The following is a 14,919-nucleotide window of genomic DNA, read 5'->3' on the forward strand; positions in this document are numbered from 1 at the left end:
CGCTTGTGGGCGCAAGTTTAAGTTATATGGGTAAAAACTCAAGGTGAGAATGGGGGCACTTTTAAATTTGCCGATTTCTTACCCCCTTGAAATGTCTTTGCTATGTGACTAACTCATTCCACCTCTGTCTTAAACAGATGTAACACTGTAAGAGGCTGTTTTTTTGTATTCTTACCAAACCAAGCACAAATTTTTAGTTATAGCGCGAAAGAGGTGTCATAAGAAATCGTGAAAATATCGTTGAAACGGATTGTGACTATTTGTTCCAAGTAACCTGTAAAAAGCCGGAAAGCTAATACCTACTATGACTGCTATAAACCGCAACAATGACTCGCCAGCGACCACAAATAGCGAAAACACAGAAAATTCTGAGCGCTCTGTGGCAATAGAATCGTATTTGCAATACACCAAAACTATATTGCCAACGATGGCCAAGTCATTAAATCGCCTATCAATTAAGTCGGCAAATCGACTTGTCACATGGCCCATACATAACGACCATTGCTTTCAAAGGGTGGTGCTAGACACTATTTGCCAAGCACCATGGTATGACGTTATTCCATCTCCTGCTTATAAAAACCTGTCTTTAGAACAAGCGCTAGCAGCAAAAGCACTGTGCGAAAAGATAGCAAATAACCAAGTGTGCCTAACCACCTTAAATAATCAATCGAAGGCTTGGAGAAACAAGCAAGCTAAGTTCGATTTTTAAGCTCTGAATTTGTATTTGACTAAGGGAAACTATGCCGCAAAGAACATCACCAAAAGATGCATCAAGAATTCATCGAGCAGAAGATTTGGAAGACGTGGTAGTCGATAAGCGTGCTCAGTGGAGAGCCAATGGTGCAAAGGCACGACGAAGACAGCGTCGATACAAAAAAAAAAGTGATTACGTCTTTGGTACAAGACATTTATGAAAATGAAGCATTTGATTAGCAACTCGATGCAACGTATGCTCAATGCAGGTTCTGGTAATACCAGTTTACGTAATATGTAAAGGGCATAACACTTATGGCTTTCGATTTTAACATTGAGAACGACATTGCAGTAATCACCTTTGACGACGGCAAAGTAAATGCGGTGGGCTTTGATTTAATAGAGAAATTTAATACTGCACTTGATGAAGCAGAAAACAATGCAAACGCTGTTGTATTTCATGGCGGCGAGGGAAAATTCTGTGGCGGTTTCGACCTTTCTGTGATGAAAGGCGATGATAAAGCGGAGCAGCATAGGCTTGTTCAAGCTGGTGCAGACCTTATAGTACGCTTGTACGGTTTTCCACTGCCGGTGATTGTTGCAGCAGAGGGCCATAGTATTGCATTAGGCGCTATCATGCTAATGGCAGCAGATTTGCGTATAGGCAAAGATGGCGGCACAAAATATGGGCTAAACGAAACGGCCATTGGCATGGTGCTGCCCGCATTTGGTATGGAGCTCGCCAAAGCAAGGTTGGCACTCACATCACAAACCGAAGCGTTACTATTTTCTCGTATATTTGAGGGTAAAGACGCGGTAAAGGCGGGCTTTTTAGACGCGGCTGTACCTCAAGATCAAGTGCTTCGCACTGCACTTGGTTATGCTGAAAAGCTCAAAATGCTTCCTCGCGCTGCTTTTGCCGAATCAAAAATACAGCTTAGAAAAGACACCATTGCCAAAATGCAAGGCTAACTCAAACGTTAAGCAGTGGTAACGCTAAATGCGTTCTATCGTTATCACTGCCTGTTTCTCTGCTTTTTCAATGCCTTCTTTTGACCAATTAAGCCAATCACCTAGCCCTGTTGTTGTGTGAACAAAAGCGGTGCCATTACGACCGGTTTCTTTTACTCTATACAGCGCCAAATCGGTTAACAGCATGGAGTGCTCCCACTGATGTAAGTCGGTTTGAGATTTTTCCCACGGAAGCCAAATGGCGCCCATGGACATGGTTAACGGCGAATGCAAGCCGAGCTTATAATGCAAGTTGGTGAGCGCAGCATGAAGCCTGTCGTTAAGCGCCTTAAAGCTTTGCTTTTTAATGGTAGGAACAATGAGTAAGAATTCTTCTCCGCCCCATCGCAACAGACAATCCTCCGGTCGACTGACACTTTCTATCGCATCTGCGACGTAAGTCAGCACGCTGTCGCCTTTGTCGTGGCCAAACTCATCATTGATGCGTTTAAAGTTATCTAAATCTATAAGAAATAATGCGCAAATATCTTCAGATACTTCTTTACCTGCATGCTTGCCATCAGCGTTTTCATAATCAATTTGTCGCACATTAATAGCGTCGAAGAGCTTGGGAAGATACTCTTTTATCGCTCTTCTGTTGCTAAGCCCGGTTAGTGGGTCGGTGTTGGCCGCCTGTCTAAGCGCATCATTTTTTTGCTCTAGCTCTTTATTCACTCTCTCGTAAGCTAGGGTGCGTTCTTCAACCATTTTTTCTAGCATATTGTTTCTTTTCATTAGTGCGCGCGTACGCACCGAAAACAACAGCCATCCAACAAAGAGAATGACAATTACCGCGACGCCTCGCGCCCACCAGGTTTCCCACCAGTAAGGCGCAACGTTTATCGAAAGCGTGGCAGGCGGCAGCCACTCATCACTGCCTATTTTCGCAGATACCTCAAAAACGAATTCACCCGACGGTAGGTTGGTAAAATAAGCCAGCTCTCGTTGTCCTGCATACACCCAGCTACTGTCGCCCTTGGTAAGCCTATATCGATATTGCGGTACCTCTTCCCCAGCAAATATTGGCTTGGTGTACGCCACTTCTAAATTACGTTCGTTGGTGATTTTGATAGTTGAAGAGGCAAAGGTGAAGCGTTCGCCATTTTGATACACGCCGGAGATAACGACTGGCGAGAGCATTGGTTGGCGTTTGGTAGTATCAACCGACAGCACACCTGCTAATGTTGGATAATAGAGTTCGTTGTTAAAAACGACGCCTCGATTATTTCCAGCGCCATTACAACACCGAATGTCTTTTCTCGATGTAAAAGTACCGTCGTCTCTTAGTACGATATGCCGTTGTACTTGCTGTTTATAAAGACCCGATAAGTCGACAGAAAATATACCGCTTGCGCCTGAAACCCAAAGTTGATTTGCAGCAATATTGATATTGAACAGATTTTGAAATGGCAGCCCATTTTTAATGGTGTATTGGGTCCATTTGCCTTTCTTATCCTTCTGGAACAGGCCATCACCATAAGTAGCAAAGAAGAGGTGTCCATTAGACGACTCAGCGATATTCGATACAAAGGCACTGCTCACGCCAGCCATACTAACTCGTTGCCATTGAGGGCTGCTATTACTATTAACATTGGTACTACTATCAGTATCGGTACTACTATCAACATCGGTGCTGTATAGTCCTGACTCTGTGCCTACCCACAGTGAACCGGTTTTAGCGCGATGGATACTGCGAACAGACTGAGAGTCAAAATAAGTAACCTCAATAACGTTTTCCCCCTGCTGTTTAAACAGCCCGTTATTCGTACCTAACCAAAGGGTATTCGCGTCTTTGTATAGGGTATTTATTTGATAACCTTCAAAACCGTTTACCGCCATAACCGCTGATTTTTCAGTATTTACACGGTACAAGCCGTTGCGTGTGCCTACCCACATTGTCCCATTATCAATCAGTAAACTGTATGCATCATTTCCGTTTAACGCGCTTGAGGGAATAACCACCTGCCACTGCTCATCATCAATGCGCTTATACACTCCCATATTTGAAGCCGCGTACACACTATCGTCAACAAAAAATGACCATACCCTTGCCTTTGCAAATGACTGCCCCGCCGCTTGTCGAGTGATAGCCGAGGGCCAAAGCAGCACGAGGCCGTTAGCCTTCGTACCAAGCAATGTGAGTTCATCACTTTGATGCAGCGTAAGCACGTCGTTCACCAAAGACGGCGTCACTACCTGATCCCAAGACTCCTCAAGCGTGCCTTTTACTGGGCTTACGTTATATGCCTTGCCGTCCATTGTAAGAAGAAGTGGATGACCGCTGTTGTTTAACATTAGCTTTCGTATTTCATACGACGTAACCTGGGGAGTCTCGGTGAGAGAGCAATTGTCTGCTGAGTGTATAAACGAGCGAAGCCGTTTGTTTTCAAGGATATAAACACGTTGATTTGCTGACTTAAGCTGAGCGTATTCTCGCTCACGTGTTAGAGGATATTCACAGGTAGCGTTCGTCGCAGCATCAAAATAAACGAGTGTCTTATCTGCGTTTAAAAGCCATATGCCGTTACCGTCTATGCTTGCAGCGCTGAATTTGGCTTGTTCTTGTGGCCCCCCGTTTAGCTGTTCTGGATGCTGTTGTTTTGGATGCTGTTGTTTTGAGTGCAGCTCGTTTTGCTCTGGGTGCTTCCCGTGTTCTAAAGCACTTGATGTGACTAGCTGATTATTCTCTAGTGACCACAGTGACGTCCCGAAAAACCATAATTGCCCATCGGCAGACTGATCAATGTAGGTTATCCGGTCTTGAAACTGCTCAAATTCAACTGCATCAAACGTGCCCTTAAAATAACTCACTACGCCGCTGGCGGTCGCTATCCATACCTTTCCTACATTATCTACGAAGAGATACTCAACCCAATTTGAGGGAAGCGAGGGCTCATTAATGGTATTTAAAATTTCAAATTTTCTGCCATCAAACCGAGCCAATCCATTTTCAGTGCCTAACCAAAAAAAACCATCGGTATCTTGGGCAATAGCATGAACTGATATTTGGGGGAGACCTTTAGTGACAATGCGCTGCCCTTTATCCAATGCTTGTGCATTTGATACTTGCCAGCGCTCACTGCGATAACCTTCCGACGCTATCGCATTAATCGACTTTATACAAAGCAGAATCACTATCAGCAATAAACAAGTAACACTATGTAGGTGTCTTGAGCGTAAAGACCCATTTAAACGAGAGAACATCTGGCCCCACTGTAGGCTAACTATCGTAAACGCTAAATCAATAAAAAAGAGTTATGCAACATTTTCTAACTCAATATTGTATGCCGTATAAACTGCGTGTTAACGGGCGAATAATTGTTCACCAGCTTCAGGATGTCAATTGTAAACGCAGTAAGTGGTATAATTAATTGTCCACTTGCACTGACATCTTAATTTTCAAATGACAATGCTTCAAACGGCAATGTTTCAAACGGCAATGCTTCAAACGGCAATGTTTCAAACGGCAATGTTTCAAACCAGTAGCTATTAAATAGCGGCTATGCAAAGCGCCAGGCAACAAACCGACTTTGTTTATTACCCTGCCCCATGTTCACTACTCTTACTTGGGTGGCACGGTAATACCCTAGGCTTTTTTCGATAGGCTTTATATGCTCAGACTTAGACACTAAACACGTAAACCAGGTGACGTTTCGCTTAAATTCAACACTCTCTTTTATCATTCGTTGAATGAACGCTAATTCTCCGCCCTCGCACCACAGCTCGTTAGCCTGACCTGCAAAGTTCAAACTCGTCTTTGCATGTGATTTTTTTCCAGCCTCGGCACGGGTATTTTTGCCCGAGCGCTTTGTTCTGTTCGCGGCTAAATTTTTATTTTTACGCGCACTACCGGTAAGCGCATCCTGTGCAGATTTATGAAACGGAGGGTTGCACATGGTAAACGTAAAGTGGTCATCGTCATCAATTATTCCCGCGAATATGTTATCAGAGTGCAGCTGTCTTTTTATCTCAATACGCGACTGCAGCGGGCTATTATTTCTCACTATTGCCGATGCATTATCAAAAGCGACTTCATCAATATCGCTTCCTACAAACGACCAATCATAAACTTGCGATCCAATAATGGGATAGATAGCGTTAGCACCTACCCCTACATCAAGCCCTCGTACCTTATTGCCAAGCAGCGCTTTTACGTTATTCACGCTTTTTGATGCACTTGCATTCGGTTGATTGTGGCCCGCATGTTTTTTCAATGGTTCTGGCCCCGCGAAACAATCAACGAGAAGATCGGCTATGCCATGAATATAGTCTGCGCGCCCGGGTATAGGTGGACAAAGGTAACCTTTTGGCAAGTGCCACTGACTAACAGTGTAATAGTGCGCCAGCAATGCTGCGTTTAATGCAACAACAGCCTCAGGATTGGCAAAATCAATACTCTTCTGGCCACTTTTAGCGAGGATAATGTAGGGTTTTAATGGAGAAAATGAGGCGCAAAGTGCGGCCATAGGGTATCCATCGATGTGGTAACTGCGAGGATGCATTGTATTGCTTTTATACCTTACGTTTAACGTTAAGCGTTCTCTACTTTGTATCGGGCATGTCTAGATTGTACTTCTTATACAATGCCAGAAGATGACCATTAGCTCGTAGCCTATCAATGTGCTCATCGAAGTGACTTTTCAACTGCTTTCCACGTTCGTTAAAGACAAAGGACCAATAGAGCTTATAACGCCCAATTGTTTCCACTTTCACTGGCAATTTTTCGTCAGCGTTTTCCTTGAGCAACATAGGAGCGATAATGCTGTGCAAATCGACAAAATAATCTATCTTGCCTTGCTGTAAAAGTATAAGTGCCTGTTCGGCGCTGGCTACCGATACTCCTTTCGCCTCTTTGGGTAACGCTGCGTAAAAAATATCACTCTCGTACCCTGCTCTGTAAGCGCCTATTTGCGAGGCCAAATCTCGAAAATCAACCTGATTAATCTGAAGTGAAATAGCGTTAATATCTTCACTGAGTACTGGCAATTCAGACTGATAGAAAGACCTTGTCTTTGGCAGCGCTCCCGTAAAATCAATTTCACCTGTTGCTAAGTTCTTAAGTGTTCGTTTCCACGGAAAATACTCTACACTTAACGAGAATTGTGGCTTAGCAAATATCTTAGCTATTAACTCGTGATAAAAACCAGACCCATCTGAGTCGGTAAAATTTGGCCATACGTCTGTGCCCCATTTGACTTCTTGCAGCGATAACTCAGAAGCTGAACCGTCCGTTGTTGCTCTGCTGTCACTGGATATAATTACCAGCAAAAGAAAAAACCAACAAATTTGTTTCATTTACAATCCTTTGTTAAGACTAATATGCTAATTTGGTATACACATTTGTTTTTGCAAACGTTAGCAATGTTAGCACATGAAAGGAAATTTATGAGAGCGTTATTAAGGAGTTTTTTGTCACATTCACCATTATTGTTTGTGTTTCTATCGTTACTATTTTCAGCGCCCCTCGCGTGGTCTCAAGACGTATTGTCCATGAAGCAGCGAAGCGTTGTCATTGATAACATCATCGCTCAACGTTTTGATACTGTTTTACCTCACATCATGCGACGAGAAAATATTGACATGTGGGTTATTATGTCTCGAGAATACAACGAAGATCCGGTGTTAAAAACAATGCTCCCGTCCACTTGGCTGTCGGCCAGAAGACACACCATGTTAGTCATCTATGACCAGGGTGAGGGGAAACCCTTAGAGCGATTAGCCGTAGCACGCTATGCGGTTGCTAATAGTTTTGAAAAAGCGTGGGATAAAGAAGAGCAACCCAATCAATTCAAAGCACTCGCCAACATTATCAAGCAGCGAAACCCTAGCAAGATTGCCATCAATACTTCAGACGCTTTTGCCCTCGCCGACGGCATGACCTCTACTGAAAAAGCCCTGTTTTTGTCGGCGTTACCGAAAGCCTACAAAAACCGTGTGGTATCTGGCGAGAAGCTATCTATTGGGTGGCTAGAAACACGCAGCGACATGGAAATGGAGTTCTATCCCATACTGACGCGAATCGGCCATAACCTTATTGCGACTGCATTTTCCAATGCGGTGATCACACCTGGCGTTACCACCACTGATGATGTTGTGTGGTGGTTGAGAGACAAAACCAACGAGCTAGGTCTTAAAAACTGGTTTCACCCAACCGTGTCAATTCAACGGGCAGACAGCGAAGCTTTTGATCAGATAAAGGCCTTCAGCAAGCGACCAGAACAAAATATTATTCAACCTGGCGACCTTATTCACGTTGATTTTGGCATTACCTATTTGCGCTTAAATACCGATCAACAGCAGCATGCCTACATTTTAAAACCTGGTGAAACGGATGCGCCTAAGTACCTAAAAGACGCACTTACCAAGGGCAATAGGTTGCAAGATATCTTAACCACTAATTTCCAGAAAGGTCGTTCAGGTAATGAAATTTTAAAGCGCTCTCGAGCCCAAGCCATAGAAGAGAATATAAAGCCCACTATTTATACCCACCCGCTTGGATTACACGGGCATGCAGCAGGACCAACCATTGGCATGTGGGATGCGCAAGAGGGAATCCCCATAAAAGGCGACTATCCTATGTATGAAAATACCGTTTATTCGGTTGAGCTAAATGCCGCTGTGATGATTGAAGATTGGGGTAAAGAAGTCAGGATTATGCTAGAGGAAGATGCGTTTTTTGACGGTAGCTCGGTGTCTTACTTAGACGGGAGACAAACAGAGTTTCATTTAATTTCTTCTGAAGCCAAGTAAGCGCAAAAACACAACGTTATCGACTGAGCGCTAATAAAATGAGTCAGTAAAACGATTCAGCAGAACAAGAGCCATATGGGCTGAGAGAAGTTAGCCACACAGGCTTGAGGAAGAAAATAAAGTGGCGGGCCTTTTGCTTTGTAAGCAAAGGGCCCTGAAACTGATATTGCTAATAGCCTTTATTCGTAACGCTACCCTAACGGTTATTCGTCAGCAGTGCGAACTTCTACATTTTGCGATTTGTAGGTACGAACAAAATCAGCGATGTCTTTGCGATTACAAATCACGCTCTCACCTTTCAAACCATATTTAGTTAACGCTTTGTCTTTACCGATGGTGAGTGCTTCTAAACAAGCCTGTGATGCGGCATTGTTATTTTTAGCCACTAGAGCAACTTTCTTAGCATTTTCAGACACTTGATTATTTCTGTACATGAACGCAAACGTTCTTAATGACTCTCCATTACAACGAACTGACGCACTGAATTCATCAGAGTCAAAACCATTCGCGCGCACTAAGCGAAGCGCAGGCTGATAGCCTTCATTCGCAGCAGTTAAACACACTTTTGTTTCGATGTTTTCATCCACAGGCTGTAAGCGAACGTCTTTAGCAAAAGACTGAGTAGCAGCAACAGAGAAAAGAAGTGAGATTGCAAATGTAGACAGTTTCATATGTATTCCTATTTTTGTAACTTAATTAGATATCGCGAAAGCAATGACTACATTATGACCAAAAAGAGGGATAAATAAAGCACTTTATGTAACTTAATTACAAAAATGAGTAAAAAAACATTCAAATTACGATAATACTGAAAGTTATTTACATAAAAGCATCTCGCTTATCGTTTTGTTTACAATTCCAGAGAATGCTATTGACGGTTTTATAGCGAAGATATTAGGCGCGCTTGGTCTGTTGGGAACAAACGCGCTTTTTTAACGGATAGACTCTTCAATAAAAGGGGCGCCTTCAACAGCCTTTGTTGAATTTAGCTAATAAGGTCGTGCATCCAGTTCAACGATGGGAGTGGATTTTCAGGTTGATAGAAAAGGCGGTTCAGCCTACCGAGCAAATTAACAGAGTGGTTGGGATCTTTATGCTTCATTCTGTGTGTGCTTTCTGTTTGCAAAAACTCCCAAGGTTGTAGATTCAAATGGTCAATCTCTTCTTGGGTAACGCCTAAAGAAGTGAGCGTTGACAAAATCCGCTCGGTCTTGCTTTCTGCAATCGGTATCAACGTATTGCTGTACATGTCTACCAACGGCGCATTAACCGCTTCGAGAGTGTGTTGAATGGCATTCCAAACCATATCATGATCAAAGTGCCACCCTCGTGGCGCATAATACCCCTCTACTTCCCACTCTAGTTCAGCATTACTCACAGCAATTGAACTATCTGCCTCAGGCGAAAACGATAAGTCAGGTTTTGCACCAATATTGTAAGCATCTACGCTCATGGCAATACAAATAACCAGGTCGCCACAGTGTTTTTTATCGGTAAAAAGCGCCTCAAATGCAGCTCGCTTTACTCCCATCCAACCATGTACTTTTGAGGGTTGCTCTACAAAATGACGAACGTCATTAGGCAAATCTTCTCCGTAGCGCTCTATAAGTAATGGCAACGGGTTTTGCTCAGGTGCCTCGTCGGGCATCCACACTTCGTATTCTTGGCGATTGTCAGCTTTTCCTCGACTTTTAATACCGTAAGATAGATTCACTGGACGACAAATACTGCGATCCTCATCGACCTTATGAAAATACTCTGAACGTATTCGCTTTATAAAAGGGGCATCTAAGTTTGCAAGGGCCGCTGTGGGATAACGATACCCAATTTCGCTGTTCTCTACCATTTTGAAAGACGGTATGTGTTTTTCTAGCTTTGCTTTAACACCGCTTAACATTTTCACATTTGGCAACACAATGCTGCGCTCAGGCTCAATGGTCAGCCTTTGCCCATCCTCGGTGATGAACTTTGGCACTTTGTGAAACTCGTAATTCGCAAATCCGAGGGAATCTAAGGCGGTATCGCGATACTGAGATAGCTCAGTAAATAACGATGTGTGATTTCGAATATGTTTAAACAATGGACGAGATGTGGACATACGTATTCCTTGTTTTCGCCCTGGCTCTTCTTCTCTTTTAGCCTGGCGAATGGGTATTATCTAATGATAAAAACTGATGCCAAATCTGCGCACCAGTATCGTCGTAATGTCTAACTAATTCTGCGAACTCTCTTCGCAGCGATTCATTTATCAATGGTGAAGGTAACAACGGGTCAAATACTAACTGATGAAGTGCACTGTCCCCAATTTCAAACGACTCTTTTGTGGCGTCTTCTAGTGACAGCGTTGGCAGGCGATTCAACGATTCTTTTAGTTCAGTTACGCCCTGCTGATAACGCTTCTCCAACCCCGCAGTATTCCACAATTTACGGGTTTGTGAATGTAGCTTTGAATCTAAATCGAATGCGCAAAAAACCACTGCCTGTTGGCTTAATCCTAATACCTGCAGCTTTTCTCTAACCACACCGGCACCACCTTGAATGTTTGCAGGTCTGATGTACATATCAGGGAGCAGTTTTTTCAACCCAAGGATTTTTAATGCACGGTCATTCCGTCTAGCCTGTTTCTTATCACTTTTAGCAAGCATATGCGTTTGCACCACTATCCAATCGCCGTTCCAGCTAGGTAGCAATGAGGTTTCTGCATTTCGCCAGCTATTGATCTCTCGCGCAAATTCCACGCCCTCATTCCCAAGCTGGTAATATCCCCTATCGACAAGCGATAACACGCCAGCACTGTGTAAACGGTTAATAGTGACTCTGATGTTATTTTCAGAGATATCAAAAAGGCGACCTACTCGCACGGCACTTGACGCAGTTATTTTTACCTTTGCTCTTGAGCCTAAAAGCTTAAGTAGCAATTTTCTTGCAACTGGCTTTTTAGTTTCCGCTTTATTCACACAGCTTTCCATTTAACGACAAATTATTGAGGGCAATCTAACATCAAAAATTACAAACTTTGACTTATTTTATTATCTTGTGTAATTTCTTACTTAACTTTCTAGCTCATTTCTTAGCGAATTGCTTGTTTAAGAGAGAACAACCGCCAGGCCAAATATTATGATAGCAACAAACAAATTTCATACACATGAGGTAGAAAATCAACCTTATCCGCTCCCTGCTTACAATCTTTGGCTAGCTGACCCGCTACTACATAGTATGGTGAGACAGCACCATCATGCTTCTGTTCCCACACTGCTAGAGCAGTTCGGCCAATACAGTGGTCACGCGCAGTTCGAACATGGTGAACTTGCCAACAAAAATAAGCCCATATTGCACGCGTTTGACCGATATGGACGCAGAACTGACAAGGTAGAATTTCATCCAAGCTATCATGCTCTGATGGACTCGGCCATGGAGCATCAAGTTCATTCATACTCGTGGCAAAACAACTCAGAAAGTGGAGCTCATGTCATTCGCGCCGCTCTTTTATATATGCATAGCCAAACTGATGCAGGTACTACTTGTCCGCTAACGATGACTCATGCAGCCGCACCCGCTATGAGGCACTCTACGCAACTTCCCAAATATTGGCTCGATAAACTGATAAACGGGAAGTACGACCCGCGAGAACTCCCGGCATTTGAAAAAAACGGCATTACTGTGGGTATGGGCATGACGGAAAAACAAGGAGGCTCCGACGTAAGGCGTAACACTACCAAGGCTGTAAAACACACTGACGGAAGCTATGCCATTACCGGACATAAATTCTTTTATTCTGCGCCAATGTGCGATGCCCACCTTATATTGGCTCAGGCAGAAGGCGGTCTGAGCTGCTTCCTTCTTCCTAGAATACTTGAAAGTGGAGAATTAAATCATGTTCGTATTCAGCGCCTTAAAGACAAGCTGGGAGATTGGAGTAACGCATCATCAGAAGTAGAGTTTCAAGAGGCGACTGCTTATTTACTTGGCGAAGAAGGTCGTGGTGTATCTGTGATTATCGATATGGTATCGCTCACCCGACTCGACTGCATGATTGGCTCTTGTGCTCTTATGAGACAGGCTCTCGTTCAAGCAACACACCACGTTGGCCACCGAGACGCTTTTGGCAATACGCTTATCAATCAGCCTCTCATGCAAAATGTGTTGGCAGACCTCACCATCGAGAGCGCGGCGGCTACTGCGCTAACTATGCGAGTAGCAAAGGCCGTTGATGAAAGCAGTAACAACCCTCATGAGGCTGCCCTCGCTCGCATTTGCACGGCTATTGGCAAATACTGGATTTGTAAACGTACCGCAACGTTTGTGAATGAAGCGCAAGAATGTCTCGGTGGTATTGGCTATGTGGAAGAAAACATAATGCCGCGGCTGTACCGCCAAGCGCCACTAAACTCAATTTGGGAAGGCAGCGGCAATGTGCAATGTTTGGATGTGTTGCGGGCCATGGCAAAAGAACCAGCAACACAGAAAGCGTTATTTACAGAACTACAAAGCGCTAAAGGAAAAAATATGCATTTCGATGAGTATGTTGCGCAACTCTCTAAAGGGTTTAGCAATACTGAAGCATTGGAAATGCGCAGTCGTTTGTTAACAGAGCAAACTGCGATAGCGCTTCAGGCTTGTGTACTGCTAAATAACGAAGATGCTGAAATACGCAATATTGCACACAGCTTTTGCGAGAGCAGGCTGGCCGGCCATCATGGGTTGGCATTTGGTACGTTACCGGCCTCTACGCCATGTGAGGAGATTATTACTGCAGGGGCTTTATCACGCAGAGAATAGGGTGAAAGCCAGAGCGCTTGGGATGCCCTATTGTCGGGAGAATCGACAATGGCATTCAGTGCTTCGTTCACACGCTCTATGACGTTTGCTCCCCACGCATTGTTGGTGCACCCCACTGCACCAGGTATGGGGGCCTCCCCCAACTCAGTGGTGTAGTAATATTGCAGTTTACTTTCCCCCTCGGTACGCGTGAGATATGTCAGAATAGCTGGATACTCCAATGTAAAATCAATGCGACCATACTTTAATTGGTTGAGTACTCTAGTAGCACTGTCTGCTCCAGCAATTGTTTCAAAACGTGGATTACCTTTTGCGCTTTCAACTATCGTCTGCATCACATCGGGATATTTTCTTGCCACTGGCTTTGCGAATGTTAACTGAGAGTTCTCTACTAAGTGTTTAAAAGAAACTCGACCATCGCTGTCCAGAAAAGGCGCAATAGTTTCAGGAAGGGCAATGACACCAGGAGGTAGATACTCAACATTTGCGTTGGAATAAATCCACTTGCTACTTCGGGACCTTTTAATCAAACAAGGAAAACAAAGGTTCATATCAGCATCAACCCTTTTACTTATTCTTGAGTGAGGCATCCGAACTATAGTGTGTTTTGCTTCTGGCATGTGAGCGATTATCGAGTTAAGCATTACGTCACCTATGCCTTGTGACGCATATTTGCCCTCAAATATATGAAAAGGAGGTGCGGGGTTTACCGCCCAGGTTATCGTTACTTTTTCTGTCTTATCCACCAGCATTACGTCGCCGCTTGGCGCATCCGCTGCACTGGCGGCGAAGCACATCATAAAAGCAGTCATCGAGAGCAATAGTTTGAACATAAGTCATTTCGAGAAGTTGAAAACAAGCGAAGTATTAACGATGTTTAAATTTTCAACAATTATGAATTAGTCTAATCATTCATAAGTGATTACCCTAGATGTTGCCATTGATGCTGCAATAGGCGATCCTGTTGGTGCTGAACCGCAGGGGCTTGTGGCATAATCTGACCGTAATCAACTGATTGCAAAAGCTCTTCTTAAGCGGCAAAAGGCGATCGACAAAAAATGAGAGATAAAACGATGAGAGAACGACTTGGAAAGATCCAACTGCTTTTCTGTTTGATCGCGTTCGGTGGTTTGTTAACGGGCTGTGCTTCTAACGCACCGTCTATCAGCTTGAACGAAACACAAGACTTTCAAAGCATTGATAGCTTTCATGTGAAGCCACCGCTAAACAGCGTAAACTCAACGCTTGAAAACAGTATTGCAGAAACCATAGCCAATGTAATGACAGAGAAAGGGTTAACTGAGGTTTCAAAGGATGAAGCTGGCGTTTTCATCGGTTTTTTCCCTTTTGTTGAATCTAAAGATGACGGCACACGTTTAAACATAGGCCTAGGCAGCGGCACATTTGGTCGTTCGGGCGGAATATCGATAGGTAGCGTGTTTAGCATTCCTGTTGGAGAGCAATTTACAGAATATCAAAACTTGCAAATAGACATCACAAAGGAAAACACCTTTGTTTACAGTGCCTCGGGCAGTACCGAAATTAAATCAAATGATGCGATTACCGTTCAACGGGCGCTAAACGAACTAGTAGAATCACTTCTTGCAAACTACCCAACCAATAAAGATAAATAACAAGCAGATGGCAGTGAATCGCGCTATGCTTGGTACAAAATACAAAACAATA

The 14,919-nt window shown here is 43.7% G+C and carries 13 protein-coding genes; 6 read left to right on the forward strand and 7 right to left on the reverse strand.

The features are described from left to right. Positions 1-304 precede the first annotated feature (304 nt). The 3 genes from V7R39_RS08085 to V7R39_RS08095 all read left to right on the forward strand — a co-directional run bounded on the left by V7R39_RS08085 (position 305) and on the right by V7R39_RS08095 (position 1,665). Positions 305-709 (forward strand): hypothetical protein, encoded by a 405-nt coding sequence (locus V7R39_RS08085; RefSeq protein ID WP_334029918.1) that lies wholly within the window; start codon positions 305-307, stop codon positions 707-709. A gap of 31 nt (positions 710-740) precedes the next feature. Then, positions 741-914: a hypothetical protein gene (locus V7R39_RS08090; RefSeq protein ID WP_334029919.1), complete on the forward strand. Its 174-nt coding sequence runs from the start codon at positions 741-743 to the stop codon at positions 912-914. A 94-nt stretch (positions 915-1,008) separates the two neighbouring features. Beyond that, entirely contained in the window at positions 1,009-1,665 is a 657-nt protein-coding gene (locus V7R39_RS08095) for a crotonase/enoyl-CoA hydratase family protein (RefSeq protein ID WP_334029920.1), read from the forward strand. Positions 1,666-1,689: 24 nt separating this feature from the next. Here the strand turns inward: V7R39_RS08095 and V7R39_RS08100 are convergent, their stop codons facing one another. The 3 genes from V7R39_RS08100 to V7R39_RS08110 form a co-directional block, all read right to left on the reverse strand. Continuing rightward, complete coding sequence (locus V7R39_RS08100; RefSeq protein ID WP_334030217.1) at positions 1,690-4,839, reverse strand: ligand-binding sensor domain-containing diguanylate cyclase; 3,150 nt, start codon at positions 4,837-4,839, stop codon at positions 1,690-1,692. A gap of 365 nt (positions 4,840-5,204) precedes the next feature. After that, the gene (gene rlmF / locus V7R39_RS08105) at positions 5,205-6,206 is read right to left on the reverse strand and encodes a 23S rRNA (adenine(1618)-N(6))-methyltransferase RlmF (RefSeq protein ID WP_334029922.1); all 1,002 of its coding nucleotides are present in this window, start codon (positions 6,204-6,206) and stop codon (positions 5,205-5,207) included. A gap of 40 nt (positions 6,207-6,246) precedes the next feature. After that, positions 6,247-6,999, reverse strand: a complete 753-nt coding sequence (locus tag V7R39_RS08110; protein WP_334029923.1) for a substrate-binding periplasmic protein — start codon at positions 6,997-6,999, stop codon at positions 6,247-6,249. Between the two features lie 114 nt (positions 7,000-7,113). On the opposite strand from V7R39_RS08110, the gene V7R39_RS08115 reads away from it, so the two are divergent. Continuing rightward, the gene (locus V7R39_RS08115; RefSeq protein WP_438823529.1) at positions 7,114-8,454 is read left to right on the forward strand and encodes a M24 family metallopeptidase; all 1,341 of its coding nucleotides are present in this window, start codon (positions 7,114-7,116) and stop codon (positions 8,452-8,454) included. Positions 8,455-8,657: 203 nt separating this feature from the next. Here V7R39_RS08115 and V7R39_RS08120 read toward each other — a convergent pair whose 3' ends face one another. The 3 genes from V7R39_RS08120 to V7R39_RS08130 form a co-directional block, all read right to left on the reverse strand. Beyond that, the gene (locus V7R39_RS08120) at positions 8,658-9,125 is read right to left on the reverse strand and encodes a DUF3718 domain-containing protein (RefSeq protein ID WP_334029925.1); all 468 of its coding nucleotides are present in this window, start codon (positions 9,123-9,125) and stop codon (positions 8,658-8,660) included. A gap of 314 nt (positions 9,126-9,439) precedes the next feature. Continuing rightward, positions 9,440-10,552, reverse strand: a complete 1,113-nt coding sequence (locus tag V7R39_RS08125) for a hypothetical protein (RefSeq protein WP_334029926.1) — start codon at positions 10,550-10,552, stop codon at positions 9,440-9,442. Between the two features lie 37 nt (positions 10,553-10,589). Continuing rightward, a complete protein-coding gene (locus tag V7R39_RS08130) occupies positions 10,590-11,411 on the reverse strand; it encodes a PaaX family transcriptional regulator (RefSeq protein WP_334029927.1) in 822 nt (273 codons plus the stop codon). A 160-nt stretch (positions 11,412-11,571) separates the two neighbouring features. Here V7R39_RS08130 and V7R39_RS08135 point away from each other — a divergent pair, with 160 nt between their 5' ends. Next, positions 11,572-13,233, forward strand: a complete 1,662-nt coding sequence (locus V7R39_RS08135; RefSeq protein WP_334029928.1) for an isovaleryl-CoA dehydrogenase — start codon at positions 11,572-11,574, stop codon at positions 13,231-13,233. Here V7R39_RS08135 and V7R39_RS08140 read toward each other — a convergent pair. Next, a complete protein-coding gene (locus V7R39_RS08140; protein WP_334029929.1) occupies positions 13,149-14,066 on the reverse strand; it encodes a hypothetical protein in 918 nt (305 codons plus the stop codon). The two genes, V7R39_RS08135 and V7R39_RS08140, sit on opposite strands and share 85 nt — an antisense overlap. A 225-nt stretch (positions 14,067-14,291) precedes the next feature. Between V7R39_RS08140 and V7R39_RS08145 the strand changes: the two genes are divergently transcribed. Next, a complete protein-coding gene (locus V7R39_RS08145; RefSeq protein WP_334029930.1) occupies positions 14,292-14,867 on the forward strand; it encodes a DUF4136 domain-containing protein in 576 nt (191 codons plus the stop codon). Positions 14,868-14,919: the final 52 nt, after the last annotated feature.

It is taken from the genome of Alteromonas sp. P256 (genome assembly GCF_036864455.1).
In the GTDB taxonomy this organism is placed as follows: Bacteria; Pseudomonadota; Gammaproteobacteria; order Enterobacterales; family Alteromonadaceae; genus Alteromonas.